At 52.5% G+C, this 24,864-nt stretch carries 31 protein-coding genes and 1 tRNA gene; 5 read left to right on the forward strand and 27 right to left on the reverse strand.

Annotated features, from left to right (window positions below; genetic code table 11):
- Positions 1-44 precede the first annotated feature (44 nt).
- On the forward strand, positions 45-1,892 hold the full coding sequence (gene rpoD / locus NNO02_RS04795; RefSeq protein ID WP_003024699.1) for an RNA polymerase sigma factor RpoD: 1,848 nt from the start codon (positions 45-47) through the stop codon (positions 1,890-1,892).
- Between the two features lie 177 nt (positions 1,893-2,069).
- Here rpoD and mug read toward each other — a convergent pair whose 3' ends face one another.
- Positions 2,070-2,576, reverse strand: coding sequence for a G/U mismatch-specific DNA glycosylase (gene mug / locus NNO02_RS04800; protein WP_271454312.1), 507 nt, complete (start codon positions 2,574-2,576; stop codon positions 2,070-2,072).
- A 124-nt stretch (positions 2,577-2,700) separates the two neighbouring features.
- Here mug and NNO02_RS04805 point away from each other — a divergent pair.
- Positions 2,701-2,776 (forward strand) — tRNA-Ile (locus tag NNO02_RS04805).
- A 94-nt stretch (positions 2,777-2,870) separates the two neighbouring features.
- Here the strand turns inward: NNO02_RS04805 and NNO02_RS04810 are convergent.
- From NNO02_RS04810 to NNO02_RS04925, 25 genes are all read right to left on the reverse strand, one after another.
- Complete coding sequence (locus tag NNO02_RS04810; protein ID WP_271441550.1) at positions 2,871-3,479, reverse strand: BRO-N domain-containing protein; 609 nt, start codon at positions 3,477-3,479, stop codon at positions 2,871-2,873.
- A gap of 75 nt (positions 3,480-3,554) precedes the next feature.
- Positions 3,555-4,004 (reverse strand): hypothetical protein, encoded by a 450-nt coding sequence (locus NNO02_RS04815; RefSeq protein WP_271441549.1) that lies wholly within the window; start codon positions 4,002-4,004, stop codon positions 3,555-3,557.
- 658 nt (positions 4,005-4,662) lie between these two features.
- Positions 4,663-6,363 (reverse strand): hypothetical protein, encoded by a 1,701-nt coding sequence (locus NNO02_RS04820; protein WP_271441548.1) that lies wholly within the window; start codon positions 6,361-6,363, stop codon positions 4,663-4,665.
- Between the two features lie 2 nt (positions 6,364-6,365).
- Entirely contained in the window at positions 6,366-6,911 is a 546-nt protein-coding gene (locus NNO02_RS04825) for a baseplate complex protein (RefSeq protein WP_271441547.1), read from the reverse strand.
- Positions 6,883-7,608 (reverse strand): hypothetical protein, encoded by a 726-nt coding sequence (locus NNO02_RS04830; protein WP_271441546.1) that lies wholly within the window; start codon positions 7,606-7,608, stop codon positions 6,883-6,885. Before NNO02_RS04830 ends, NNO02_RS04825 begins: the two co-directional genes overlap by 29 nt.
- On the reverse strand, positions 7,598-8,185 hold the full coding sequence (locus NNO02_RS04835; protein WP_271441545.1) for a tail fiber assembly protein: 588 nt from the start codon (positions 8,183-8,185) through the stop codon (positions 7,598-7,600). Before NNO02_RS04835 ends, NNO02_RS04830 begins: the two co-directional genes overlap by 11 nt.
- Positions 8,185-9,753 (reverse strand): phage tail-collar fiber domain-containing protein, encoded by a 1,569-nt coding sequence (locus NNO02_RS04840; RefSeq protein ID WP_271441544.1) that lies wholly within the window; start codon positions 9,751-9,753, stop codon positions 8,185-8,187. The genes NNO02_RS04835 and NNO02_RS04840 overlap by 1 nt, the downstream gene beginning before the upstream one ends.
- Positions 9,754-9,763: 10 nt before the next feature.
- The gene (locus tag NNO02_RS04845) at positions 9,764-10,351 is read right to left on the reverse strand and encodes a phage tail protein (RefSeq protein ID WP_271441543.1); all 588 of its coding nucleotides are present in this window, start codon (positions 10,349-10,351) and stop codon (positions 9,764-9,766) included.
- On the reverse strand, positions 10,344-11,528 hold the full coding sequence (locus tag NNO02_RS04850; protein ID WP_271441542.1) for a baseplate J/gp47 family protein: 1,185 nt from the start codon (positions 11,526-11,528) through the stop codon (positions 10,344-10,346). Before NNO02_RS04850 ends, NNO02_RS04845 begins: the two co-directional genes overlap by 8 nt.
- On the reverse strand, positions 11,525-11,854 hold the full coding sequence (locus tag NNO02_RS04855; protein WP_024232403.1) for a DUF2590 family protein: 330 nt from the start codon (positions 11,852-11,854) through the stop codon (positions 11,525-11,527). Before NNO02_RS04855 ends, NNO02_RS04850 begins: the two co-directional genes overlap by 4 nt.
- The gene (locus tag NNO02_RS04860) at positions 11,851-13,818 is read right to left on the reverse strand and encodes a phage tail tape measure protein (protein ID WP_271441541.1); all 1,968 of its coding nucleotides are present in this window, start codon (positions 13,816-13,818) and stop codon (positions 11,851-11,853) included. The genes NNO02_RS04855 and NNO02_RS04860 overlap by 4 nt, the downstream gene beginning before the upstream one ends.
- On the reverse strand, positions 13,815-14,009 hold the full coding sequence (locus NNO02_RS23825; protein WP_371321192.1) for a DUF6890 family protein: 195 nt from the start codon (positions 14,007-14,009) through the stop codon (positions 13,815-13,817). The genes NNO02_RS04860 and NNO02_RS23825 overlap by 4 nt, the downstream gene beginning before the upstream one ends.
- Entirely contained in the window at positions 14,006-14,263 is a 258-nt protein-coding gene (locus tag NNO02_RS04865) for a putative phage tail assembly chaperone (RefSeq protein ID WP_271441540.1), read from the reverse strand. The genes NNO02_RS23825 and NNO02_RS04865 overlap by 4 nt, the downstream gene beginning before the upstream one ends.
- Positions 14,250-14,438, reverse strand: a complete 189-nt coding sequence (locus NNO02_RS04870; RefSeq protein WP_024137079.1) for a hypothetical protein — start codon at positions 14,436-14,438, stop codon at positions 14,250-14,252. Before NNO02_RS04870 ends, NNO02_RS04865 begins: the two co-directional genes overlap by 14 nt.
- Positions 14,368-14,748: a hypothetical protein gene (locus NNO02_RS04875; protein WP_048225929.1), complete on the reverse strand. Its 381-nt coding sequence runs from the start codon at positions 14,746-14,748 to the stop codon at positions 14,368-14,370. The genes NNO02_RS04870 and NNO02_RS04875 overlap by 71 nt, the downstream gene beginning before the upstream one ends.
- Positions 14,748-15,089 carry a M15 family metallopeptidase gene (locus NNO02_RS04880; RefSeq protein WP_200103719.1) on the reverse strand — a complete coding sequence of 114 codons (342 nt, stop codon included), beginning with the start codon at positions 15,087-15,089 and terminating at the stop codon, positions 14,748-14,750. The genes NNO02_RS04875 and NNO02_RS04880 overlap by 1 nt, the downstream gene beginning before the upstream one ends.
- On the reverse strand, positions 15,076-15,378 hold the full coding sequence (locus tag NNO02_RS04885; protein ID WP_001155240.1) for a phage holin family protein: 303 nt from the start codon (positions 15,376-15,378) through the stop codon (positions 15,076-15,078). Before NNO02_RS04885 ends, NNO02_RS04880 begins: the two co-directional genes overlap by 14 nt.
- Positions 15,379-15,388: 10 nt before the next feature.
- The gene (locus NNO02_RS04890) at positions 15,389-15,844 is read right to left on the reverse strand and encodes a phage protein (protein WP_271441539.1); all 456 of its coding nucleotides are present in this window, start codon (positions 15,842-15,844) and stop codon (positions 15,389-15,391) included.
- Complete coding sequence (locus NNO02_RS04895) at positions 15,841-16,968, reverse strand: DUF2586 domain-containing protein (protein ID WP_271441538.1); 1,128 nt, start codon at positions 16,966-16,968, stop codon at positions 15,841-15,843. Before NNO02_RS04895 ends, NNO02_RS04890 begins: the two co-directional genes overlap by 4 nt.
- Positions 16,965-17,672 (reverse strand): hypothetical protein, encoded by a 708-nt coding sequence (locus NNO02_RS04900; protein WP_271441537.1) that lies wholly within the window; start codon positions 17,670-17,672, stop codon positions 16,965-16,967. The genes NNO02_RS04895 and NNO02_RS04900 overlap by 4 nt, the downstream gene beginning before the upstream one ends.
- Positions 17,669-18,175, reverse strand: coding sequence for a phage tail protein (locus NNO02_RS04905; RefSeq protein WP_021293728.1), 507 nt, complete (start codon positions 18,173-18,175; stop codon positions 17,669-17,671). Before NNO02_RS04905 ends, NNO02_RS04900 begins: the two co-directional genes overlap by 4 nt.
- Positions 18,172-18,624, reverse strand: a complete 453-nt coding sequence (locus NNO02_RS04910) for a head completion/stabilization protein (protein WP_271441536.1) — start codon at positions 18,622-18,624, stop codon at positions 18,172-18,174. The genes NNO02_RS04905 and NNO02_RS04910 overlap by 4 nt, the downstream gene beginning before the upstream one ends.
- Before the next feature lie 96 nt (positions 18,625-18,720).
- Entirely contained in the window at positions 18,721-19,422 is a 702-nt protein-coding gene (gene gpM / locus NNO02_RS04915) for a phage terminase small subunit (RefSeq protein WP_271441535.1), read from the reverse strand.
- Positions 19,423-19,425: 3 nt separating this feature from the next.
- The gene (locus tag NNO02_RS04920; protein ID WP_003838043.1) at positions 19,426-20,448 is read right to left on the reverse strand and encodes a phage major capsid protein, P2 family; all 1,023 of its coding nucleotides are present in this window, start codon (positions 20,446-20,448) and stop codon (positions 19,426-19,428) included.
- Positions 20,449-20,509: 61 nt separating this feature from the next.
- Complete coding sequence (locus tag NNO02_RS04925) at positions 20,510-21,313, reverse strand: GPO family capsid scaffolding protein (protein WP_001738719.1); 804 nt, start codon at positions 21,311-21,313, stop codon at positions 20,510-20,512.
- Between the two features lie 161 nt (positions 21,314-21,474).
- On the opposite strand from NNO02_RS04925, the gene NNO02_RS04930 reads away from it, so the two are divergent.
- Genes NNO02_RS04930 through NNO02_RS04940 form a run of 3 tightly spaced genes read left to right on the forward strand, consistent with a single transcriptional unit; the run spans position 21,475 to position 24,628 of the window.
- Positions 21,475-23,250, forward strand: a complete 1,776-nt coding sequence (locus NNO02_RS04930) for a terminase large subunit domain-containing protein (protein WP_003838038.1) — start codon at positions 21,475-21,477, stop codon at positions 23,248-23,250.
- On the forward strand, positions 23,247-24,308 hold the full coding sequence (locus NNO02_RS04935; RefSeq protein ID WP_204528897.1) for a phage portal protein: 1,062 nt from the start codon (positions 23,247-23,249) through the stop codon (positions 24,306-24,308). Before NNO02_RS04930 ends, NNO02_RS04935 begins: the two co-directional genes overlap by 4 nt.
- Positions 24,305-24,628 (forward strand): ogr/Delta-like zinc finger family protein, encoded by a 324-nt coding sequence (locus NNO02_RS04940; protein ID WP_012602735.1) that lies wholly within the window; start codon positions 24,305-24,307, stop codon positions 24,626-24,628. The genes NNO02_RS04935 and NNO02_RS04940 overlap by 4 nt, the downstream gene beginning before the upstream one ends.
- Here NNO02_RS04940 and NNO02_RS04945 read toward each other — a convergent pair.
- On the reverse strand, positions 24,602-24,808 hold the full coding sequence (locus NNO02_RS04945) for a hypothetical protein (RefSeq protein WP_271441534.1): 207 nt from the start codon (positions 24,806-24,808) through the stop codon (positions 24,602-24,604). The genes NNO02_RS04940 and NNO02_RS04945 overlap by 27 nt on opposite strands.
- Positions 24,809-24,864: the final 56 nt, after the last annotated feature.

The following is a 24,864-nucleotide window of genomic DNA, read 5'->3' on the forward strand; positions in this document are numbered from 1 at the left end:
ACCGCCCAACACCAATCAAACGAATTAAGTGTGGATACCGTCTTATGGAGCAAAACCCGCAGTCACAGCTGAAGCTTCTTGTCCAACGTGGTAAGGAGCAAGGCTATCTGACCTATGCCGAGGTCAATGACCATCTGCCGGAAGATATCGTCGATTCAGATCAAATCGAAGACATCATCCAAATGATCAATGACATGGGTATTCAGGTGATGGAAGAAGCACCGGATGCCGATGATCTGCTGCTTGCTGAAACCTCCAACAGCACCGATGAAGACGCGGAAGAAGCGGCTGCCCAGGTTCTGTCCAGCGTTGAGTCCGAAATCGGTCGTACAACTGACCCGGTCCGCATGTACATGCGTGAAATGGGTACCGTTGAACTGTTAACCCGTGAAGGCGAAATTGACATCGCTAAGCGCATCGAAGACGGGATTAACCAGGTTCAATGCTCCGTTGCCGAATACCCGGAAGCCATCACCTATCTGCTTGAGCAATACGATCGCGTAGAAGCTGAAGAAGCACGTCTTTCCGATCTGATAACCGGCTTTGTCGATCCGAACGCAGAAGAAGACATGGCGCCAACCGCGACCCACGTCGGCTCTGAACTTTCTCAGGAAGAGATGGATGATGACGAAGACGAAGATGAAGAAGACGGCGACGACGACAGCAGCGACGACGACAACAGCATCGACCCTGAATTAGCGCGCGAGAAATTCGGTGAACTGCGTACTCAGTACGAAATCACCCGCGACACTATCAAAGCGAAAGGCCGCAGCCATGCAGCCGCGCAGGAAGAAATTCAGAAGCTGTCTGAAGTATTCAAGCAGTTCCGCCTGGTGCCAAAACAGTTCGACTACCTGGTCAACAGCATGCGCGTCATGATGGACCGCGTGCGTACTCAGGAACGTCTGATCATGAAGCTCTGCGTTGAGCAGTGCAAAATGCCGAAGAAGAACTTCATCACTCTGTTCACTGGCAACGAAACCAGCGAAACCTGGTTCAACGCGGCAATCGCGATGAACAAACCGTGGTCTGAAAAACTGCACGATGTGGCAGATGATGTTCACCGCGGCCTGCAGAAACTGCAGCAAATTGAAGAAGAAACCGGCCTGACCATCGAGCAGGTTAAAGACATCAACCGTCGTATGTCCATCGGTGAAGCGAAAGCCCGCCGTGCGAAAAAAGAGATGGTTGAAGCAAACTTACGTCTGGTTATCTCCATCGCGAAGAAATACACCAACCGTGGTCTGCAGTTCCTGGATCTGATTCAGGAAGGCAACATCGGTCTGATGAAAGCGGTTGATAAGTTTGAATACCGTCGTGGTTACAAGTTCTCCACCTATGCAACCTGGTGGATCCGTCAGGCGATCACCCGTTCGATCGCGGATCAGGCGCGTACCATCCGTATCCCGGTACATATGATTGAGACCATCAACAAGCTCAACCGTATCTCCCGCCAGATGCTGCAAGAGATGGGTCGCGAACCAACGCCGGAAGAACTGGCTGAACGTATGCTGATGCCGGAAGACAAGATCCGTAAAGTGCTGAAGATCGCGAAAGAGCCTATCTCCATGGAAACGCCGATCGGCGACGATGAAGATTCGCATCTGGGTGATTTCATCGAGGATACCACCCTTGAGCTGCCGCTGGACTCTGCCACCACCGAGAGCCTGCGTGCTGCAACGCACGACGTTCTGGCTGGACTTACAGCGCGTGAAGCGAAAGTTCTGCGTATGCGTTTCGGTATCGATATGAACACCGACCACACGCTGGAAGAAGTCGGTAAACAGTTCGACGTTACCCGCGAACGTATCCGTCAGATCGAAGCGAAGGCGTTGCGTAAACTGCGTCACCCGAGCCGTTCTGAAGTACTGCGCAGCTTCCTCGACGATTAACCTCAAGGTTTAAAACGTGAAAAAGCTCCCTCATGGGAGCTTTTTTTTCGCCTGTCAATCGAAGCATTCCCGGCGGCGCTACGCTTGGCCGGGCTACCCGTAGGCCGGATAAGGTGTTTACGCCGCCATCCGGCAATTTGCGCGGGTTCTTCCGGATGGCAGATTCACTTATCCACCTTACAAGCCGCGCGCCTTCAACGCCACATCCACTTCCCGATACGCCTCCACTAACTTATCCAGCGTAATACGGCTTAACCCACTGGGGTTCGGCAATACCCAAATCTGCGTCGTACCAATCGTCAGTGTCTGTTTCCCCCACTGCGCGCCACGTTGACTGAACCCCTGCTCAAATGCCTGTTTCCCGAGGATTGCGAGCGCTGCGGGTTGGAACTCTTCTATCTTCTCAATGAGCTTACGGCCACCGCTACGCATCTCCTGTAGCTTTATCTCATTGGCTTGCACCGTTGGCCTGTCGACGAATTTGGTGACGCCACAGCGGAAATCCAGTAGGTGTTGCGCCTCTTCCGGCTTTAGCTGGCGTTCAGTAAATCCCGCCTGATGGATAACCTTCCAGAAGCGGTTAGCCGGATGCGCAAATGGGAAGCCGGTCCCCGCAGAAGACAGCCCCGGATTGATGCCGCCAAAAACCACCCGCAGCCCCGGCGCCAGTATGTCCTTAACCATATTCACTCCACACAATACATCAGGGAACAAGTATAACGGACTGAAAATACATTGTTTATAAAAACAGCATCCGTACGCTTATGTCTGGATTGCAACGCGGAGTTACTTTATAATCCACCGCCACGGCCCCTTAGCTCAGTGGTTAGAGCAGGCGACTCATAATCGCTTGGTCGCTGGTTCAAGTCCAGCAGGGGCCACCAAATTTTATCTTTAAAATCATATAATTAAGCCACTCTAACGAGTGGCTTTTTTATTGACACAATAGTTACTGTCCCCTTTTCGTCCCCTCAAAGATCACATAGAGGTCGATAGCAGCCGGATCAGCCTTTCCCTTTGGCCAGATGATAAAGACCAAATGACCCCATCCATACCCAAGCTATCCGCTTTATCTATGTAATAGGAGAACGAAATCTCTGAGCTGAAAAGCTGATCAGGACACTCTCGCCGCTCACACTTAGAGATAATTTCTGTTCGATACCGTGTGATATACCTGCTTTCAATAATGACTGATGGTTTACCGCAACATGGGCAAATAGAATTCAGCTTTGCTTCAGTTGGCAACCCTCGTGGAGAACTTTCACGTTCAAGGATATCTAGCACCCACTGGCGAAACTCTTTAGCAATGGGGGTTCTGGCAAACATAGCCAGAAGGTGAGCACCACGAAGTGAAAAAATGCGCACCCGCTTCCGATAATTCCCTGAGGTCACTGATTCAATGACCTGAGACATTCCTGGCGAAAATTCATCAGAATTTTGGTGAAAAAGATTAGTAATCGATTTCATGTTCGCGTACTGAAGCGCATGAGCCAAATCAGCAGCGGTGAACCAAATCTGGCCGTTTCTTTTAGCAGTAGTGAATTTTGTTTCGTGGAATACGAGTTCCGTTTTTGCTACAGTCTTCATGTCTAAATTCCTTGCTGGGATTGGACAAAACCGAAGCCCTGGCTGTTAGCGCAGCTGGGGCTTCACTATTTACATTCATCGAATATTCATTGCCTTCTTTAGATTTTTAATTGTGATTGCATTCAACGTTCCGAAATAATCCTCTTCCTGCTCACGCCATACCCAATCGATCAAGTAGGCATTCGCATCACCAGTAACCGTTCTGCTGCGGCGTGTTAGCCCCGACCATACCCCTGTCAACGAATCAGCCTCCACCGATAAAGTTACAGCAAGAGTTTTCATCCAGAAGCCCGACTCCACATCTTTAATTTCAAGAATCGCTTTCAAAACGTTCCGAGACTTACCACTTAACCCTTTAACAAATTGTGTTGCCTGCAAAGAGGATAAATCCGCTGCCAAGCCGCTATAGTCTGGTTCTGAGTGTTGTGAGTTATCCTCCCCAGTCACCGCACTTAAAATCTCAGCCTGAGTTCGTTCCGACATTTTTTGAAAGTCAGAGCGGGAAATAAAGAAACCGCTATTCATCTAAAAATTCTCCAGTTGATTAAAGATACGCATCAAGTTATACCTCAACGCCAAATCAATGACAACAACGAATCTACAGGTTCTATCTTAACGTGTAACTCGTGTGTAGTTGGTGTTACCTGAACTACACAGAAACTACACAGTAAGAATTTCAGTTTTCATTTTTTGCCAAGCACCTCCACAACCCGCGCCCTCACTGAGTTCGCGGGTTTTTCTTTCTCCAGCCACCTACCGCCTTTTGATCTTCTCAAACGCACGTAAAATACATTTTTCTCTTAAATTTCATTAACTTGATATTTTTCTTAGATCCTTCGCAGATCCTTCAAACTGAAAATTACTGAAATTCCTTTCATTCTTTTCAGTTCTGGTTTTCCGCGAAACTGCCAGTACTGGCGCTGTCTGGCGGTCTGGTTTGTAGAAAAAGAAAACTGAAAAATTTTATCGATCCAGAAACCGCAGGCGGGTGCGGTGTAGTGCCGTTTTTGTCTGCGAAAGATTTATTTTGTCAGCATTTAGCGCCGCCAGCATAACGTGGCAGCACAGATCCTTTTATGGTGTTGCGTGGTAGTGGTCAGGGAAAATAAACGCTTAGAATGCGTCTGGTGAGGCCTGGGAATGGGTACAAAAAAGCCCGCTTAGATGCGGGCTGATGGGATGGTCAGGCGATTATGCTCTGGTACTTATTGCGGGTCTGCCCGGCCTTCTCTGCCGTCTGGGTAAATGCGCTGGCATTGGTTGGCGTACCCACGCTGGGGTGTGAATGGTTCGCACACTGCTGCGCCAGCTCTGCCAGTAAATCAATGGTATCCAGCATCATGGTCAGCGTGTTAACACTCTCACTGCCAATATGGACGGTTGGTCCCATAATCTGCTGACCGCCCGCCGCCACCGATTTACGCAGCGCGGCAATCTTTTCAGTCAGGGTTCCCCCCACATCAACATCCACAGCACCGGCCACTTTCGTGGACTGCTTCCCGGTTATATCGGCTTCGTCATTCCCTTCAATGCTGGCCAGCCTGTTGCCCTTCACGGCCTGGCTAAAATCACCGGCGCTGACCTGCTGAATGGCTCCGGCCATCAGGGTGGCGGTACCCAGTACCGTTGTCTTATCGGTGGCTTTAACCGTGGTTTCCCGACTGACCAGATCACGTTGTTCCGTGTCGGCTTTGACCGTCCTCGCCATCGATGTCTCGCTGATGGTCTGATCGGTCTGCCGCACCCAGTCGCCAGCCTGGGTAACGCGTTGCGATACCTCCGCCCGCTGCTGTTGCAACTGCTCCCCGGGCTTAACATCCGGCAGACTGGTACCATCCGGCAGTGTCTGCCTGATAAACGGTTTATCAGGTCTCCCCCCGGTAAAAGCAACTTCAACCAGCGTCCCTTCTGGCGGGAACTGGAACATGCCGGAGTCATTACCAGCCATCGGTACCGGCAGCGGCACTGCCGAATAAACCGGCGTCTGGTTGTCGGGATTGCCGTCTGCGTCAAGCAGCTGCACATCAACGGCATAACGTGGCCGGAACGGATCGGAAAAATCACCGCTTTTCACCGCTTCGCTGGGTGCCACCACTCTGGCCAGCTTCGGCAGGTGCAGCCCGGAAGCCAGTTCCGGGTAATGGCTTTCAATCTGGCGCTGCGCCGGTGTTTTCTGTAATGGCTGACCTGTAGCGCGGTTTCTGGGTGTCCAGGTGACGGCCATTGTGTCATTGGTCAGATGAACTCTGGTCACGCGCTCCCCGTTCAGCTCAACTCCCGGTCGCAGACTCTGGATCACCGGCAGCGTCATGGAGTTACCGCCCGCCGCCCCCTGGCTGAACTCTGCGGGGATATCTACCGGACGACCGGCAAACAGCGCCTTTTCTGCACCGCCCACATACAGGGAACCATCAGGCAACTGATACCAGATGTAATCCGGGATACTGAATGCCCTGCCCAGGTTATTCAGCAACTGATAACCCGTGCCGTTATGGGTAAAATGGGGGATCGGCTTATCGCTGTATGATGTATCCGGCACACTGACCGTTATCCCGCTGTTTTCCGTCAGCCAGCCGGCGATTTTACGCAACGTGGGATGCTGAAATGAACATGGCCACGCTTTTTCAAACACACCGACCAGCTCACGTACAAACAGGCGCTGAAAGCCATTTTCAGCAGGTTGCGAGCGTTCCACGTAGCCGGTAAACCAGCGCAAAAGCAGGTCAGAATACCCCACATCCAGCCGCACCAGTTTCCCGGTATAGTCCGTGGTTGTCTGTGCAGTAATAAATCCCCGGCCGCAACTGTTCAGCTCCAGCACCAGACTGGCATCCGCCAGGTGAACTTCATCCGTTGAAAGGTACAGGCGTTTAACTGGTTTCATCGTTAACCCAAAGCATCATTGACGGGTTTAAGCACACGTTTCTCAAACCACGTCAGTTTTTCTTCATCTTCCCCGGCACTCTGGCCACCGGCCTGTCCGGTTCCTCCGGCCGTCTGTTTTTTCGCGCTGGATTTCCCTGTGGCTCTGGCCTCCCGCTTTTCCTGCACGCTGATATGTTCTGCCAGCGTAAACGTGACCAGCCAGGCCATTTTTCCGTCCTGCTGCGGCGCATCGATCGTCCCGCTGAATGTCGCCTCGCGAAAATTCACCGCTCTGGCCACTTCATGCGCCACACGGTATTTCTGGCGGTTTCCTCCGGCATCCGTGGCGCTGGCCAGCTCGAAAATACGTTTCAGGATCTCCGGGCTTTTAAACGGAATTTCACCGCTGATACGCAGTTCCTTGCCCTTTGCACCCTGCTCTGATTTTGTGGTGGCGCTGGTCTGGCCGGACTGGTCTTTATCCTGGAACTGCTGCGATACGGTTAAACGCATGTTTTTCAGCGGTATGGCCTCGCCGTTAAGCGCCAGTGTTGGGATCGAAGTCATGAATCATTCCCTTTATTCCATCCAGATTGTCACCAACCAGCATCATCGCCGCCGTATAAACGGCTGATGGCTGCGGAATATCTTTTACCAGTTCCAGCAGCGTGGTGGCTGTATCGCCGTTGCCCGTAAAAACCCAGGCTCTGGCACTTTTTCCCTGTAAATCGCCCAGTCCGCTGGCCACATCACTGATAAGTTTGTCACGCAGCTGCGCAAACTCCCCCAGTTGCTGCTTCATGCCATCCAGACTGAAGCCCGCACTGGCCGCTTTTTGTGCCTGGCTTACCGCCGCCGCTGACAATGCCGCCCTGCTGGTTGGCACAGACAACGGAACAGCAACCGGCAACCCCGCCCCGGCTTTCGCGGGGATCTGCATTTTTTCGATGGCCAGCGCCGCAGCGGATTGCGCCAGACGCTTTACCTGGGTGAATGCCGGCGCGGGGAAAACATCCACCAGGCTGTTAAGGCTGTTCATGAAATTTTCATGCGTCTGGCCTGTCACCATCATGATCATCACATCGGCATTTCCGCCCGTTCCGGCCAGCCTCCCGGCAAGATAGCGGACAGCATTCACCGGGCTAAGATATGCACCGTTATCCGTCTGCTGTCCCAGCCCGTTTATCCACGGATGCGCCGGAACAATTGAGCAATTCAGCGCGGCCAGCGAATCAGCGAAGGCCAGACGTGCTTCACGCCACATTATCAGGCACCTCCGGCCAGACTATATTCCCGGCATCATCAGGGTTAACCCGACTTAACAGCACACGGTATTTTTTCCAGGCAACCAGCAGCGTTTGCTCCTTATCTGTTGCCATATCAAAATCAACCGCATCCTGTAAGGTTGAAATTACCTCACTGGCCTGTTTCATCAGACTGGTTTTCGTCGTCTCAGCTTCACTGACCAGCGCCACGCGTTCAGCATCGGGATCAGATACCCATTTACTGCCATCCCATTTTTGCCAGGCAGAATCCTTTGGAATTGTCGTTGTCCCTGCCGGGTATGCTCCCAGCTCAGAAATAAAACGCGCATTGCCTGTCTGCGTGTCGAAAACAACCTCTCCCCGGTGGTCTTCCATGACAAGCCATTGCTGTTTTTCCATATTAAAAACGGGAATAAAACCCGCCTTTGTTTCTGGCGGCTCTGTCGTGGTGCAGTTCGCAGGGAGTCCCGTATGTGCCGGGATTAGCGCATCACCTTTACCAATATATTCATGCGTATCCGCACGCAGGTTATAAACAGTAATCGTCCGGTTTTCATCGGTCATTTTGAAAGTCATCAGGCCAGCCTCACAATGTAGTTATAAGCAATGTTTTTTACCGTGTTCTCTGCGTTACCCGTCGCATTAATCGTCACGTTATGTCCGTGTGCGCCCAGTGTTACGGTGTGATTGTGTGCACCAATGCCCACCCAGTGATCATGCGCCCCGATATAAACGTTATGAGCATGGTTTCCCTCTGCGGTAGTCCTGCTCCAGCTGCCATTACCGTTAGACAAAACAGGGTAGTTAGATCCCCCGACACCACCCACCGGATATCCATGGTCGTGATGCCCCTGCACATCCGTGGTTTTGTTACCGTAATCAAATCCTGTTGTTTGCTTTGAACCGTAATCAAACGTGGACACTGTTTTTGTCCCCAGATCGGTCGCAGAAACAGTTGCACCGTGGGCATGTGATTTGATGCCGTCTTCTTCATAAGAAAGCACGGCGCGGTCGTCTGTTTTCCCTTTAATTGTCATCCGGCGCATATCAGGCAGAACGCCGGAAGGGTAAGCCTTCGCCAGCAGCGGGTAAGCGGCCTTATCAAAAGCCTGCCCCTGAAGAATCCCCCAACCGTCCGGTGGCGTATCCATCGGCCACGGCAGGGGGACACCTACCGGCAGAACGTCACTTCGGCTTAACAGCGCCAGTTCCCCAAGATTCAGGTTTTTACGGGCTTCAGCTTTATCCTGAACATCGGCTAAATTTGTATCTTTTCGCAGGAAATCACTGCTGGCCTGTTGTTCATTCAGACTCCCCTTTGGCCGTAAATCGGTAATGTTCCCATTCACATCAATGCTGGCCACTGCAAACACGTAATGCTGTTCACCGTTCTGCACATAATCAGCCAGGTTTTCCGCTACGGTAATTTTGCGCTGAACATTCCAGACACTGGTCAGCGCACCCGCCCAGCACACATCCAGCCAGACTTTTACCGGTTTTGTTGTCACGGTAATATTTTGATTTTCTGCCAGTGACGTACGCAGTCCCGCCACATAGCCGGTGCCTTTGGTGACAAAATACTGATTGCCGGTTTTTCCGACCAGATAACCATCCCCAAAGAATGCGGCAGCACCATAAATATCCACATTCTCCAGGCGCTGGCGTTCATCCATCCCGGCCATACGCGCCGTGAAATCAATCTGCCAGGTTTCAGCCGGTGTATTAATCCCGGTTTCAGCCTGTGCGCCGTTGTACTCCATCAGAAACGAACGGGTCAGAACGTTCCCCTGCTGGCCTTCCGCTGTTTTCAGTTTCTGCTGTACCGGCGCATGAACAATCATCGCCAGCGTACCGCTGGCCTTATTCAGCAGACCGATCCAGTTAAAGCTGAAGTCGCCCACGTCAGCACCCAGAACGGCGGAATACACCACGCCATTTTCATTCACCACACCAGTACGGGTAACAGGTTGTCGGTGCACAATCTGCGCGACAGCTGGCAGTGCTTCATTCCGGTCAATGGGTACATCCGGATTCAGCCCCGGTACATCCGCAAACACAAATTCATCCAGCACCACCGGTTCGCCAGTGGCACCCTGCTGCGCTTTCCACTGCTCAAATGCCAGCGTGATAGCTGTCTGTGACATATAAAACTCCTTACAAACCCGCGCTAAATGTCGCGCTGTGGGTTTCCATACCGCTTAACGTTGCCGGATAAACCACGTATTCCCCCTGATCCCATCCCGCCCGGATGGTTACCTTTTCAGATGTAATCACTTCAAACTGATAACGGCGGCATGTTCGCCCGTACTGGCGGATAATCTGGATAAGTAACTGCGTGTTGTCCGCGATCTGGCTGTCCGTGACACGAACCAGAATCACATCCCAGTCAATGTCTGGCTGACGTTCCCGCAGTTCCACATACCCAATACCCAGCCGTTCAAAGATATTGATAAACCCCTCTACCGAACCGGCATCACGCGCATTGATAAAGGCGAATGCCACGCGCCTGCGGAACAGGCTCAACGACTCCCCGTCAAAACGGGTAATATCGCGGTCATAAGCCAGCAGGTTCAGTAATGCCGGTGTGCAGGTCAGCGGATCAAACTGATTCATCGGCCAGGTTATCCAGCCGTAAACCTCCGCCCAGAATCGCCGCGCTGTATTCCGCAGCTTCTTCGACTCCCCCTGGTTCATCCAGGAGGGAAGCACCATTCCGGCCAGCTTTTTCATGAACTCATTCATTTTCAAGACTCACCACCAGTGATTTCAGACGCGGCACATTCAGCTCACTGGTAATGTCACCCAGTGAAAAAGCCAGCGAATCCGCCTGTGAAAAGGTTTTATGGATCTCGCGCCCCAGCTGGGAAAATGAGAAACGCGAATATGGCCACGTCTTTCTGACGTCAAAATCCGCATTCTCACGAAAAGCACAACGGATCAGGTTTTCAATCCCGTTTTTCAGGCTGTGCTGTTCATCGCCTGTCAGGTTGGCCAGATTTCTGACGTATACCGTCACGGCCAGATCGTGAAGGGTTTCCGGCATGGCGTAACACTGCATATCGTCGCCGTGGCCGTGATGCCCCTGCGTGTTGATGTAATCATTCACCGCATTCACAAACGGCGCGGAGGCTACCCCACTGTCCAGCAACAAATACGCGTTTGCGGTACCGGGTCCCCTCGGCGCGTCGTGCTCAAAGAAAATCCGGTCAATACTCAGCCCGACAACACCGGCAATCATTGAACGGTAAACCGCATCCGTGTGGTAATTGCCTACCAGATTGAACTGATTCCGGCAGCGTTCCCGCAGTTCATCATCACTTTCCTCATCAGCCCCTGGTACCGTCAGCCAGTTTTCCTCACTGACCACATGGCTGATGCCATCAACGGCCACCGGCAGAATGCGGTAATAACCCGGCGCAAGGTTGTATGCGCCGCCTGTGCCAGTTGCTTTTACCGGCAGCAACGCGCTGGTTGTACCTGAGGGGATCACCACATCTTCAGTGGTCGACAGCTCATACACCCGGCCGTTTATGCGTTCAGTCTGGATAACCGTTCCGGCCTTCACCGTCACCACCGCTCTGGCATCTTCTTTAAAGAACCTGATCACCCCCTGTGCAGCACTGGCGGGCTTTGCCGTGACGTTTACCGCCCAGGCCAGCAGACGCAACATGCTCCCACTGGCCGTGGCCACAAACATATTGGCCAGTACCGTGGACACCAGAACCTCTTTCAGCCACATCACCGGTGCAGTCACAATGGCCGTAATTAACCGCCAGAACGGTGACATGCGGGATGTGTTAGTGATCATGCCTTCCTCAGCCGCAATCGCATTAAAGCGATCCCGCACTTCAGATTCTGTCACCGGCATCCCGCTGGCCTTCACGACGTCCTCAAAATCAACCTGCGGTTTTTCTGTCATAAATCCACCTGCGCAGAAATGCCGCCAAAGTCATAGGTGCTGGCAGTTATCCATAAACGTTTCTGGCTTTCCTCACTGATTTCTACTGTTCCCGGAATAATCCGTTCATCATCTTCAATCAATAATTCCATACGGGTAAAAATATCCGCCCGCATTGTTGGGCTGCGTTCAGCAATCAGTTCCGTTGCCAGTCCGCTCTCAATAATGGCGTGAATAATGTCCTGCCCGATACTTTTACGGTTATTACACAGTTCAGGTTCATATCCGGTATTCAGAACAAAATCACCCTTCAGGATCAGCAAATCTATATAAAGTGGTTCATTCACGCATTTAGCTCCTGCCATTCCATTAACTGACCAGGGGACATCGCTTCTTTGGTATGAAAATGAACCTCCCCTATTTTTTTACTGTTATCAGTGACTGATTTAGAATTGCTACTGATTGTTTTATTTATCCCGCCCTTATCAATTCCTTTTAGCTCCCCACCCGTTGATAACGTATTTCCAGTTAATGGGGGTGAAGTTGTACTGGCCATTGATATATCCACACCTGGGATTTTATTCAGTTTCTCAACAATCCAGTTCCACGACTTCAGAAAACCGTTTTTAACGGACAGCCAGACATTATCAAACAACGAGACAATACCCGTGGCCAGACCGCTTAATGCCTGTGAAGGAGAAAACCCAGTCAGCATGGAAATAAAACTGTTCCATCCTTCGCTGATAAACTGCCAGGCTGAAGCAAACACTCCAGCCAGCCATTCCACTACCCTGGCGCATGCCTGAAATGCTGCGGTATCCATGACCGCGTTCTTAACTGTGTCCCAGTGTTTAATCAACAGCCAGCAACCGGCAGCAAGCAAGGCAACGGCACCAATCACCAGCAGGATCGGCCAACTCATCAGATTGATACCTATCCCGGCCATCATTGCCGCCATACGAACCGCCAGCAACGTACCGCGCAGAAATTTCAGCGTGGCATTCCAGGCAACAACGGCAATGTTTCCCAGCCAGACAGTGGCGGTGTAAATTTTCGTGACGGCCGTCAGCGCCCCCCAGATCCCGCGCAACCCCATCATGATGAATTTAGAGGCACCCATCACAATATTGGCGACAGCACCCACAGCCGCAAAGCTGAGCAAGGCCATTGCCGCATACCCGACAACACGCGCAATGTTGGGAAACAGCTGCATCCAGCGGGCAAAGGTCTGCCCCATATCGGCCAGGCGGTTCAGCACCGGATACAACACCGGGATCAGCGTCAGGCCGATTACGGTCTGGATAGCCTTCAGGATTGCGACAAAACGATCCCACGGCTTCACCATTTTCTGCGCCATTTCCTGTGTGCGCTTCAGGCCATCCGCACCGCCCAGTTCCGTGATATTGCGCTGAAGCAACGCCACATTACCGTACAGGTGTTTTACCACCGCCGAACTGTCACCAAATGCCGCATCCAGTTCAGCCTGGGCTTTCAGATTCCCTTCCAGGCTTTTGCCATACTTGCCCTGTAACTTGATCAGCATTTCGGGCATGGACAGCATTTTGCCAGTGGAATCCGTGAAGGACAGCCCCAGCTTTTTACCGCCCTCAATGGCTCCGGTCATGAAGCCTTCATAAGCGCTGCTGGCTTCCGTGCCCAGTGTCCGCTGAAGCTGTCCCAGCACGGCCAGTTGTTCATCCAGCCCCACTCCGTAGTTGGTACCCACGCCACGCGCCCCTTCCATCAAATCCTTGATAACGGCCATTTCCGTGCCAAAGGTTTTTCGCATGTACACCATTTTTCCGGCCAGCTGTTCAGCAAACTCAACCTTACCCAGCCGGTTGGCATCAGCGGAAAAGTTACCGAACATCTGCCCCATAAACTCAGCGGTTTCCGCGGCGGTGGATTTGAGCGCAAACGCCAGGGTATTGGCGACTTTCGTCACTTTCGGCAACTCATTCCCGGTCAGCCCGGCAATGGAAGCATTTATACTTTCCGTGGACTGGACGAACTCCACCGCGCTGGCACCATAGGTGGTACTGAAGCGCAGCGCATCACGCTGGACGGCTTTAAGCGCAGAGTCATCAACCCCTTTTGCAGCCGCATCATTCAGCGCGTCATACATTTCAATGGCGGGCATCAGCGCACCTTTAATGGCCATACCTGTACCCGCCAGCCCCAGAACGCCGCCACCAATCTGCATAAAGGCTTCTTTTGATTTCTCAGCAAAGCCCGTGACATTGCCCTGCGCCTGTTTTAACGGGCGGGACAATTTATCAATCAGGCTTAATGTAAAATCTAACTGTTTCATTCAGTGCCTTTAAATGCTTTAGCCACGCCATTAGCCACGGCTATTCCCGTATATTCCCAGTGACGGTTATCCAGCCATATAGCGGCGGCAATATCGTCAACGGAATCCTGACCATGTGGCAAATAATGACGACGGAGAATTAAATACTGTTCGAGTCCATTTCGTTCAATATCATGGACTCGCTTTGTCAGTTTTTTACTTCAATCTCCAGTTCCGGCGCGTAAATATCATTAACTTTACTGACCAGTTGCAACGCTGCACCCGGACGTTTTAATACGTCAATCAGTGCTTCTTTCGTTTCCGGGGTAACAATACGCATCAGATAATTATTTGCAGGTGCAACTTTATTATCCATTGCCATTTCATTAATCAGTTTATTGTAAGCAGTCTGATTAGGTTCAAAAACAATATCTGCACCACAAACACTCATTTTAATTTGTTCCATAAATAACACGCTCTCTTAAATTAATTTCATCAACTAACTGATTATGACGCGCCGCACACTGGCCATATATTTCAAGGTAAACAGTCAGCAGTTCCGCTGCATCTTTACCTGTTGCCCCGTTCAGGCGCGGCAGCTGCGTGGCGCATCGTGTTTTCAGGTTTTCCTGATAACGCACGTTCGGTACCGGCGACGGCGCTGTTGTACATGCTGACAAACTCATCAGACAGGCACCTGTTAGTAAAAACCGGCTTAAGCACTTCCGTGCGGATCTCTCGCGGTTGCGCATTTCTTAGCGCCTCCAGTTTATCTTCCAGCGCCCTGGCAGAATCACTGGCAATGCCCTGCATAACCTTTCGCGATTCATTACCAGCCACCTGCGCCGCCGTGTTGATTGCCAGCTCCAGGCTGTCGCGCCGCCAGTCAGCAGTCAGCCAGCCCCAGACAAACGCCAGCGCCACCACAACCAGCCACTGCGCGTGACTCATCAGCGCACCCCGTTATGTTCCAGGCTGAAATGATTACCATCCGGTCTGGATTTGAAGCGCCCGCCCCAGCTTCCGCCCAACGATTCCCAGTATTCACCCAGCGGCAGATAGTCTTCTGTACGGGTCTGGTACTGACCATTCACAAACAGATTAAAATCCACGGCCAGACGCTGGGTGTGCAGACTGTTCGAAATACCGCTGCCCTTCTTCGCGTTCAGCGCCGCCTGTTCCGGGGTGCGGTACGCTTCACCAAACGTCAGCCGGTAGCCATGTTCTTCCGCCCAGTGGATCAGGTTGGCCACCATGACGGTAAACAGTTGCTGCTTTTCACTCAGGGTCATTTGTCACGCTCCCGTTCTTCTTTCCCGCTGCACGTCTGCGCAGCCACATTTCAACAGCCTGATAACCGGCAATACCCAGCGCAGCCCCCAGCCCCTGAATAGCCAGCGGGCTGGCCTCCGGGATTTGAATCAGCGCCGCACCAGCGATGACTGAAACAAAACTGCCCAGAATCACACGGCTGATAAACAGGCGCGGTGTAATGGGATCATCACTGGCCAGCACCTTCGCAACAGCAATTAGCGCCCCCATAATCAGCAGTGAATAAAGGCTCTTTTCATGTTCCTGCATTCCGGCTTCCTTATCCGATCAGGTTTTCCGTGGCTTCCGATTCCAGATACGGTACGCCGTTGATGTTGACGAACTTCGGACTGGTCACGAAGTATTTGATTTTGTGCGTTGCCACACCGCCACCCTTTGGATCGATATCCAGCAGATTACTTAACTGGAGTTTGTTGCCGAACGATTCCACTTTCATTTCTTCGTTGCCCGCTTTGGCATAAAAAAGAAAATCCAGCGGCGGAATACCACGCCACGAACCTGCGGCACGGGCTTTGGCCGTCAGTACACCCAGCACTTTGGAACTGACTTCAATTTCTCCCTCTGCGGCCACATCGCCATCAACATGGCCATCCGGCACACCACGGGTCTGGGCGGCGGCGCTGTTATCCGTGATATCGAGTGTGATTTTCTCGATGTGGATCAGATCGCCGTCAAGATAGGTATCAAACGACATACCCGAAATACGTTTACTCATGCAGCGCCCTCCAGACTGGCATCCAGTAACAGACTGATGGTGATTTGCAGCGGAACTTCCCAGGTGCGTACCACCAGATAAATATCCACCGTCTTTTTGTTCTTCCAGACAATGGTTACATCACCCTCCTGCGGCGGCTTCACTTCCCCCGGAAATGACACGCCATTGATACTGGCCGCCGTGGACATTTCACGCAGTGGACGTGCAAACAGAGTCTGGTGTGCAGCAATACTGCCCGGTGTGCTGTTCAGTGAACGATCCGCAATTTTACTGATAGCCAGCAGACGTACACGACGCGCTGCTTTATCGGCAACACGCAGGGTTTCAATCGACTGGTAATCGCCGCCTTCCACATCCAGCGTTCGCCCGTCAGCCCAGTAAAAACCGTCATAATCCGGGTACCACATCGGCACACTAAAGCGCTGTGCTTCCAGTGCCTTAAGCGTGGCCAGCTCCAGTACCGCCCCGGTACCATCAACCGGCATTTCATCACTACCCAGATTCAGCAGTGCCCCGGTTTTCACTCGGGCAGGACTGTCTGCGATAGTCACGGCACGACTGCACAGACGGCCAGCCAGCACACCCGGCTCATCTCCCCACAAACGCGGGACCAGCTGCACCGCCTTCTCTGCAATACCGTCCTGAATGGCAGACACACGGGTCAGGTAATCCGCCTGGGCTTCTTCGTCCTGCATTCCCTGCACAGCCAGGATGAACCACACCCAGCGCCCATATTTGGAAATCAGCGTGGATCGTAACGTCGCCGCCTGATTTACCTGGGTTTTGGCCGTCACATCACTGGACAGCACCACCCCTTCCACCGAACACACCACCTGCGCGGCCAGAACCGCTTTCACCCAGGCATCGTCCTCAGCATCTGCGGGCAGCACATGAATAAATGCCCACCAGTTCTGACCGGCATTTGCCAGTGCCGCCAGAACATCGCTTTTCAGCGGGCTTTCCCCTTCGCCCAGCAGTGCATCAAAATCACTCTGGGCATTCACCGCCAGCGTTTTCCCCACATTTTTGGTACCCGTACCGATAAACAGCAGCGTGCGTTCCACTTCATTGGTTTCACCCAGCAGCTGGTTTACCTGGTTTACGGTCACGTTTGGCCAGGTCATGCTTTCCCCTTAATATCCTGCGCCTTAACATCCCAGCCAAAGCCGATGGCCTGAAGCTGACGCGCCAGCGCGTTATCAAATTCATCGTCACTCATGCCCAGAAAAACACGGGCAGGAAGATCCACTGTCCAGCTGGTTTTGACCGCCTTACCGCTGAGTTTTCGAATCAGTAGCCCCGCTCGGCTGTATGGCATCGTTTGGGTTAACTCGCCCAGCGTGGGCTTTTTCCAGCGTTTACCGGTGCGCACCCGGTACCCCAGCGCCCGCAGTTTTTTGGCCTGGGCCGGCGTGGCCATTTTTCCGGTCTCCGCCTTCCGTGGCTGGCTGCGACGGCTGACACTGACACGCATCCCGTTTTGTTGCGCATACCCGACTGTCCCGGCCGGTACCGGCGTTTCCCCGTTCCGGTAGCCTCCCCCCTGCAAATAAATCCGCACCGCCTGAATCTCTGGCATTTCGCGGATATGCAGCAGTTTTGGCAGGTTCCGCAGCATCTTCCCTTTGCGCTTCGTTTTACGCCCCGGCCACTTCTGGCCATCCGGTGCTTCCTGATTGCGGACATGCCGTTTTGCGGCGGCAATCACGCCATATTTGGCCAGCCTCCAGATAAGACGCTGGCGCTTTTTGGGTGGCAGCTCCATGCTGGCCAGTGATTTACGCAACTCTGCCAGCTGTTTTTGATTCAGCTCGCCACCGGCAATCATTCGTTACCACCTACCGGCGCACCGGTTTCATCCACGCCATAAATATTGGCGGTGATCGCTATCCAAACTTCAGGGTTAACCAGCGACCAACGTTTCCCCTGCCACGGGATCGCCCCGTTTTCGTCCTCCCTGATCACAAGTTCTTCCGCCATTGGTACCGTCAGCACAATGGTGGCGGTTTCCTCATCCTCCACTGACACATCCCAGTCCGGTTCAGCTTCAGTCAGGCCGACTTCATCCAGTAATTCCCTGTCAGCCTCATCCAGCCACGCGGCCAGCAGCGACATAAGCAACTGTGGCGGACACAGGCGGTACGGGAAACGCTGCCAGCTGATTACCGCGTCATAGCGAATCACCGCCTGGCGGTACTGTCCCAGCCCGTAATCCTTCGCGGCGGGGATGAACTTCATTTCATCCAGCACACTGTCAAATGACTGCATGGCGCGCGGCGGCACGTTTTGCTGAAAAAATGCGGTCAGGCTCTCAAGCTGTGTCTGGCTCATACTTTTTTCACCGTTGCCCGTTTAAGCCCCTTCATGCGACGGATAACTACTGAAGCCTCAGCCAGTAACCCGGCGCGGGTTTCCATACTCTCCTGCCCCGGATGGGTTTCACGTCGCCCGACAGTGGCGAACTCCCCCAGTAAATCCGCTTTCGCCCTGGCAAATACCGCTTTCATGTACTGGGCACACAGGCTGTTAATCCCTCCCATGCTGACACCCGGAACATCTGCCGCCAGCGTGTGGCCTTTTGCTTTCCAGCTGGCCTCCACGTTTTCCAGCTCGGCATTCACCTCCGCGACTGCGGCCAGCAGCGCCTGACTGATGGTGTCCGCGTCGATATCGGCTGGCAGTGACCGCTGCGCCTGAAAGTCCTTCAGATTCAGATCCGGCCAGAACCCGTTATTCGTCAGCGGTTCATCCTGATAATCCAGCGGTTTTCCGCTAAACATAATTCCCCCGAAAAAGGCGGACTGACCGGTTTCCACGGCACAGTGACACACGGAGTGTTCTGCCCTCCACCGCGTCCGCCTGGCTTGCGGTAGTCTTTACCCCTGCGTCAGTTTTCGGATACGGGCGGCAATCGTCTGCCGTGCCGTTTTGACGCTGATTTTTAAATAGTATTTTTCTGCGGTGGCCAGCAACCGATCGGCTTTCTCCAGCGTTTCGATATCATCCACACTCGCTGCCGTTGTCTGGCCATCTTCGCCGCGCAGCAGCTCCAGCCCGGCAAACTTGAACCACTTGGCCGTGACCTGTTCATGCAGCCGCCAGGTACTGGCGACACGCTCAAATGTGCGGGAGAAATACGGTTCAACACTTTCCCCGCGCCCTGATGTTTCCTGCGCCCAGGCCAGCATCGTATCGGCCACGAACGTGGGAAAATTACTGCGCAACCGATCCGGGGTTGCCTGCTGCTGGCTGATTGCAATGTCAGCCCAGTCCAGCGCCTTATCCAGATCGCCCACGTCAAACAGCCAGATAACACACCAGGCAAATACCGGGTTGGCGTACACCTGCCCGCTTTCCAGATACGCTTCCACAGTCGGTGTCCAGCGCGGCAGCAACACATCCCGCTTAAACTCAACACGATCCGCGATTGTCGGCAGGTTACGGCAATGTTCCACATCCGCTTCCAGCGCCTTAATCAGCAGATGCATGCTTTCCGTGGTTTCCAGTGCCTGGCTGCGTTTCAGCTTTTGTTCCATCGCAATGCGCTGGCTGTGACGCTGCGCGGGAGAAAGTGCCATTTATCAGCCCTCTGCTGGTTCGGAAACCTTGCCGATGGTCACGGCGGATTCATCAATGGCCGCATACAGCTCCGGCACTTCAACCGCATAGCCTTCATTACGCAGGTATTTGTTTTCGAACTGCTTACGGTCTTCAACAAATTCCGCCTTACGCATGCGGGTGTTGCGCTGGGTGTAGATATGCAGATTAGAAAGCGGCGTGACGACCATACGTTTACCCGGCATAAACGGCGGGATAACAGCAGGACGGCCAGCAATGGTGCTGCCCAGCATCTGCGCCGCGATTTTTTCAGTCGGGCGATCTGCGGCCTGATACAGTCGGTATTGTTCAGCAGCAACCAGATCAGCACCGACCAGAACCACCAGACGCGGGTCATTGCGGAACTGTGCCGGGATCTTGGCGTTAATCAGGTCTGAAGCCATTGCATCCAGTGATTTGTAATCCCCGGCTTCATCCAGCACGACCGGATCGGTCATAATCTGATTACCACCCAGCAGCGTTTTCATACGCTCATGCCAGCCGATGTTGACATCTTCGCCGTTCGGGTTATCCGTTGGATTCGTCGTTTTTGCGCGACTCTTACCGTTAAAACCAATACGCAGCATATCCAGCGCAAAAGCCTGTGTGGTAAACGCCTGAACCAGGTTGTAAAACTCGTTTTCGTCCTTACCGGCATTTGCCCAGACCGAAAGCAGATCCCAGCGCAGTGCGGCGCAGCTGTCCGTTTCAACCAGTGAGTAGTCATTGCCGTCCACGCCAACCTGACGAACAAAGCGGCCATTTTCACTGCGGCCGGTATGCAGCACTGAGGAACCGACAGAAATCACCTGGCCACTCAGTTGGTCAACGTCCAGACAGGTAATCATGTTCAGGAACTCCACGGACTCCAGCAGCGCCAGACGCAGCGCATTTTCCTGCGGGTCATTCAGGGAAAAATAACGACTGGTATCACGTGCGCCAAACTGCTGCGCCATACCACTCGAATATTTATCCAGTAAATCCCGTGCACGGTTATTAAGGTGCATAAAACTCCCTCGCGATTAAGCGATAATAAAAATGTTTTGTACTAATTAACGTCAGAACGTATTACAGGAAATTAAATTTACCCGCTTTTTCTGAAATCTTACGCCCCGGTGTACGGGTGGATTTATTACCCAGATCGTTAAAACGTTTAACGATATCCTTTGCATTATCACGAATAGCCGCAAATTCTTCGGTATCGACCACTTCCGCAATGGTATCCACATCACCCTGAACATCATTGAGCTGATTTTCAATTTTGGCTACACGGCCTTCCAGTTCGTTTACCGCGTTGGCCAGCGCCTGTAACTTATCATCACCCTGCGCGGTATCATCAGGCGGCGTTTCATCTTCAAACTTCGGTTTAATACCAAACAATTTTTGCCAGTTCTTCATTCGTATTTCCTGTTTAATTTTTCCATCACGGGAAATCACACAACTGTAATATCCCTGCTTAGATAATTTTTTGCGCCGACTACTAAAGCGCAGCCGTGTGGTGCCAACACTGGCGGGAGTATCTGTAACCGCCAGCCCCTTGAGGTATGTACGCCCACTACCGCGCCAGTTTTCTTCCGGTTCAATCGAGAAGAACAGGAGCTGATCTTCATGGTTGGCGAATATTAATCGCATATTCGGGCAAAGGCTGACGTAAAGCCGCGCCAGTCCGTCCTCACCATCATGCCAGGTGGCTTCCAGTACCTCCCCAAAATTACCGCAATCATCCTCGTGTTCTGGCCAGATTAAAGCGACATAGTGGTTATAGTCATAGGTTTCCCCCATATCGATAATCCACTGGCGTTTAATATCCCTGCCGTCAACGGTATCCCCTTCGGTAGCAACACACAGCCAGTCAGTTTTTAAATGCGACATATCCCCCCTGATTTATTCACCGACGCTGCAAATCAATTATTGCCAAATAAAACCACCACCGCATCACGCTTTATTCTGAACAGTTCGGTTATCACGTATTACCGAACAGACGCGAATTAACACCACCGTTTTTTCATAACAGCCACGGCATAATTATCCGCATGGCTAAATACTCAGAAGAACTAAAAGGCGTTGTCCGCGCACTTTATTTGCGCCGCTATACGCCAAAAGAAATTGCATCAGAATTAAATCTGCCGAATGCGCGGATCGTTTACTACTGGGCTGAGAAATACAGCTGGGCGGATTTACTCAGCTTTGAAAGTACAGAGGAGGCAATCGAACGCCGCTACCAGCTGCTGGCCAGCCGCGATAATAAAACCGATCTCGACCTGAAAGAAATGGACATGCTGATTGCCCATGCCACAAAGCTGCGTGCTCAAAGCAATAAGCATAAAGAAAAAATGGCCAGCGGCCAGAGTAATGGTCAGGCAGCTGCGCGGGACAGCAACAGCGATGAACCGCGCCCCAAGCGCAAAAACAGAAAAAACGATATTTCATCTCTGACCCAGGCGGATTTTGACACCTGGGCGGAAGAACATCTTTTTGAATACCAGAAACACTTGCGCAGGAATATTGGCCAGCAGGTCAGGAATATCCTGAAAAGCCGCCAGATCGGTGCCACCTGGTACTTTGCATTTGAAGCCTTTGAAAACGCGGTCATGACAGGCGATCCGCAAATCTTCCTGTCAGCCTCCAAAGTCCAGGCAGAATACTTCCGGTCTTACATCGTCAACATTGCAGAGCAGTATTTTGGCATCACGCTGACCGGCAACCCGATCCGCCTCAGCAATGGCGCTGAACTGCGTTTTCTCTCAACCAACAAAAACACAGCACAGTCCTACAGTGGCCACCTGTACTGTGACGAATATTTCTGGGTGCCTAACTTCGCCAGACTTAACGAAGTGGCCAGCGCAATGGCCACCCATGACAAATGGCGCACCACCTACTTTTCAACGCCATCGGCCAAAACACACCAGGCTTACCCGTTCTGGACGGGTGAGGAATGGAAACAGGGCAGCAAAAAACGCGCGGCCGCCCAGTTCCCGTCCTTTGATGAAATGCGCAACGGCGGACGGCTTTGCCCGGATGGTCAGTGGCGCTATGTCATCACGATGGAGGATGCCATTGCGGGCGGCTTCAACCTGGCCAACATCGAGAAGCTGCGCAACCGCTATAACACCGCCACCTTCAACATGCTCTATATGTGCGTGTTCGTGGACAGCAAGGATTCCGTATTCAGCTTTTCTGACCTGGAAGCCTGCGGTGTGGAGGTGGACACCTGGCAGGATCACAACCCGGACGCTGCGCGGCCATTTGGTGACAGGCCAGTATGGGGAGGCTTTGACCCGGCACGTAGCGGCGATTTGTCGTGTTTTGTGATTATTGCCCCGCCGATGTACGCCGCAGAGAAATTCCGCGTTCTGAAGGTCATTAACTGGAAGGGCATGAACTTCCGCTATCAGGCCAGGCAGATCGAACTCCTGTTTAAAAAATACAATTTCACCTATCTGGGAGTGGACGTTACCGGTATTGGCCAGGGTGTTTTTGACAACATCCAGCATTTTGCCATGCGCGTGGCCGTCGCCATTCGTTACGACATGAACACGAAAAATCAGCTGGTACTGAAAGCGGCGGACGTGGTGGAAAGTCAGCGTATTGAATGGGACAAGAACCTGAAAGAGATCCCTGCCAGCTTTATGGCTGTACGCCGCACCACCACGCAAAGCGGTAACGCTATGACATTTGTCGCTGACCGCAGCCAGGACACTGGCCACGCGGAGGCGTTCTGGGCCATCACCCACGCCCTGCATAACGAACCACTCAACTACGAAAACAAACCGAAATCCCGCTGGGGTGTAAGGAAAGAGGCTGCATGAGTAAAAAAAACCGCTTCGTTAAGCGCAACCTGCGCGGCGATAAGTCCAAAAAAATGAGCATCATCACATTCGGCAAACCAGAACCCGTGCTGACCACCGGCACGGATTACCGCGACATCTGGTACGACAATGCCGCCGATCACTTTACCCAGCCGATTGACCGGCTGGCACTGGCACAGCTCATCAACCTGAACGGTCAGCACGGTGGCATCATCCACGCCCGGAAAAATATGATTGTGTCTGATTATCTGGGCGGTGGCCTGACTTACGACCAGCTGGAAGCCGCAGCGTTTGACTATACAACCTTCGGGGATATTGCGATTGGCAAAATCCGCAACGGATGGGGGGATGTGATTGCCCTGGAACCTTTACCCGGCCTGTATATTCGCCGCCGTAAAGTCAGGGATAACGCAACAGATCAGCCCGGCGATTATGTGGTGTTGCAGGATGGTGAACCGCAGGTATGGCCGCAGGAAGATATCATTTTTATCAAGATGTACGACCCGCAGCAGCATATCTACGGGCTGCCAGACTATATCGGTGGCGTACACTCGGCATTGCTTAACAGTGAAGCCGTGATTTTCCGCCGCCGCTACTACCACAACGGCGCTCATACTGGCGGCATTCTCTATACACGCGATCCCAGCATGACGGATGAAATGGAAGAAGAAATTGAACAGCAGCTGCGTGACAGCAAAGGTATTGGCAACTTCTCCACTATTCTGGTGAACATTCCTGGCGGAGATGGGGACGCGATCAAGTTCATTGAAATGGGTGATATCTCTGCAAAAGATGAATTTGCCAACATCAAAAACATCAGTGCGCAGGACATTCTCAACGCGCACCGCTTTCCGGCAGGGCTGGCCGGAATTGTCCCGCAGAACACCGCTGGTCTGGGGGATGTTGAAAAGGCGGAAAGGATTTACAAGAAAAGCGAGATAGCGCCTATTCAGCGCCGGTTTATGACTGCCGTGAACAACGATCCCGAAATACCAGAACGCCTGCACCTTAACTTTGATTTAAGTTACACAGAATCAACGGATAAGGATGCGGCATGAGGCGAAAAAGGCTAAAATCCAGGCATCATTTAACAGCTGGAGCATGGAATATGCGAGTTCTGAAAATCGAATGCCCGGAATGCGGCTCAAAGGCTGTTATTCGTAAAACAAACCGGAAGCACCGGCAGATTGCGGATATTTACTGCGCCTGTTCAGATGTTGAGTGTGGCCATACGTTTGTGATGAATCTGACGTTCTCCCACACTCTCAGCCCCAGCGCGAAAACGGGTGATGCGATGGTGCAGAAAATACTGAATGCACTTTCACCCGATCAGCGTCAAATGGCATTAGACCTACTGAAAGCGACTCCCGCCGCCTGATAAGCCCCCTTCCAGGGGGTTTTTAGCTTCTGTTCTGACCATCTCCCGCATTTCTCCAGCAATCTCACCAATCCAGGCCAAAGCGATTGTTTTTTCTCTCTGGTTACTTTCGTACACATGGGCAATTTTGGCCAATAACTCAATGCGCTCCAGCTGTGCCGACGCTTCCAAAAGATCCATTTAGCCCCCACAAACAATATATTACTGTATATACATACAGTACACCGTAAAGCACA

The organism is Citrobacter sp. Awk 2 (assembly GCF_028069815.1).
Taxonomy (GTDB): domain Bacteria; phylum Pseudomonadota; class Gammaproteobacteria; order Enterobacterales; family Enterobacteriaceae; genus Citrobacter.

Excerpts from the sequence above, each read along its gene's own strand:
- rpoD (WP_003024699.1), top strand. The coding sequence starts at position 45 with ATGGAGCAAAACCCGCAGTCACAGCTGAAGCTTCTTGTCCAACGTGGT.
- mug (WP_271454312.1), bottom strand. The coding sequence starts at position 2,576 with ATGGTTAAGGACATACTGGCGCCGGGGCTGCGGGTGGTTTTTGGCGGC.
- NNO02_RS04810 (WP_271441550.1), bottom strand. The coding sequence starts at position 3,479 with ATGAAGACTGTAGCAAAAACGGAACTCGTATTCCACGAAACAAAATTC.
- NNO02_RS04815 (WP_271441549.1), bottom strand. The coding sequence starts at position 4,004 with ATGAATAGCGGTTTCTTTATTTCCCGCTCTGACTTTCAAAAAATGTCG.
- NNO02_RS04820 (WP_271441548.1), bottom strand. The coding sequence starts at position 6,363 with ATGAAACCAGTTAAACGCCTGTACCTTTCAACGGATGAAGTTCACCTG.
- NNO02_RS04825 (WP_271441547.1), bottom strand. The coding sequence starts at position 6,911 with ATGACTTCGATCCCAACACTGGCGCTTAACGGCGAGGCCATACCGCTG.
- NNO02_RS04830 (WP_271441546.1), bottom strand. The coding sequence starts at position 7,608 with ATGTGGCGTGAAGCACGTCTGGCCTTCGCTGATTCGCTGGCCGCGCTG.
- NNO02_RS04835 (WP_271441545.1), bottom strand. The coding sequence starts at position 8,185 with ATGACTTTCAAAATGACCGATGAAAACCGGACGATTACTGTTTATAAC.
- NNO02_RS04840 (WP_271441544.1), bottom strand. The coding sequence starts at position 9,753 with ATGTCACAGACAGCTATCACGCTGGCATTTGAGCAGTGGAAAGCGCAG.
- NNO02_RS04845 (WP_271441543.1), bottom strand. The coding sequence starts at position 10,351 with ATGAATGAGTTCATGAAAAAGCTGGCCGGAATGGTGCTTCCCTCCTGG.
- NNO02_RS04850 (WP_271441542.1), bottom strand. The coding sequence starts at position 11,528 with ATGACAGAAAAACCGCAGGTTGATTTTGAGGACGTCGTGAAGGCCAGC.
- NNO02_RS04860 (WP_271441541.1), bottom strand. The coding sequence starts at position 13,818 with ATGAAACAGTTAGATTTTACATTAAGCCTGATTGATAAATTGTCCCGC.
- NNO02_RS04865 (WP_271441540.1), bottom strand. The coding sequence starts at position 14,263 with ATGGAACAAATTAAAATGAGTGTTTGTGGTGCAGATATTGTTTTTGAA.
- NNO02_RS04875 (WP_048225929.1), bottom strand. The coding sequence starts at position 14,748 with ATGAGTCACGCGCAGTGGCTGGTTGTGGTGGCGCTGGCGTTTGTCTGG.
- NNO02_RS04880 (WP_200103719.1), bottom strand. The coding sequence starts at position 15,089 with ATGACCCTGAGTGAAAAGCAGCAACTGTTTACCGTCATGGTGGCCAAC.
- NNO02_RS04885 (WP_001155240.1), bottom strand. The coding sequence starts at position 15,378 with ATGCAGGAACATGAAAAGAGCCTTTATTCACTGCTGATTATGGGGGCG.
- NNO02_RS04890 (WP_271441539.1), bottom strand. The coding sequence starts at position 15,844 with ATGAGTAAACGTATTTCGGGTATGTCGTTTGATACCTATCTTGACGGC.
- NNO02_RS04895 (WP_271441538.1), bottom strand. The coding sequence starts at position 16,968 with ATGACCTGGCCAAACGTGACCGTAAACCAGGTAAACCAGCTGCTGGGT.
- NNO02_RS04900 (WP_271441537.1), bottom strand. The coding sequence starts at position 17,672 with ATGATTGCCGGTGGCGAGCTGAATCAAAAACAGCTGGCAGAGTTGCGT.
- NNO02_RS04905 (WP_021293728.1), bottom strand. The coding sequence starts at position 18,175 with ATGAGCCAGACACAGCTTGAGAGCCTGACCGCATTTTTTCAGCAAAAC.
- NNO02_RS04910 (WP_271441536.1), bottom strand. The coding sequence starts at position 18,624 with ATGTTTAGCGGAAAACCGCTGGATTATCAGGATGAACCGCTGACGAAT.
- gpM (WP_271441535.1), bottom strand. The coding sequence starts at position 19,422 with ATGGCACTTTCTCCCGCGCAGCGTCACAGCCAGCGCATTGCGATGGAA.
- NNO02_RS04920 (WP_003838043.1), bottom strand. The coding sequence starts at position 20,448 with ATGCACCTTAATAACCGTGCACGGGATTTACTGGATAAATATTCGAGT.
- NNO02_RS04925 (WP_001738719.1), bottom strand. The coding sequence starts at position 21,313 with ATGTCGCATTTAAAAACTGACTGGCTGTGTGTTGCTACCGAAGGGGAT.
- NNO02_RS04930 (WP_003838038.1), top strand. The coding sequence starts at position 21,475 with ATGGCTAAATACTCAGAAGAACTAAAAGGCGTTGTCCGCGCACTTTAT.
- NNO02_RS04935 (WP_204528897.1), top strand. The coding sequence starts at position 23,247 with ATGAGTAAAAAAAACCGCTTCGTTAAGCGCAACCTGCGCGGCGATAAG.
- NNO02_RS04940 (WP_012602735.1), top strand. The coding sequence starts at position 24,305 with ATGAGGCGAAAAAGGCTAAAATCCAGGCATCATTTAACAGCTGGAGCA.
- NNO02_RS04945 (WP_271441534.1), bottom strand. The coding sequence starts at position 24,808 with ATGGATCTTTTGGAAGCGTCGGCACAGCTGGAGCGCATTGAGTTATTG.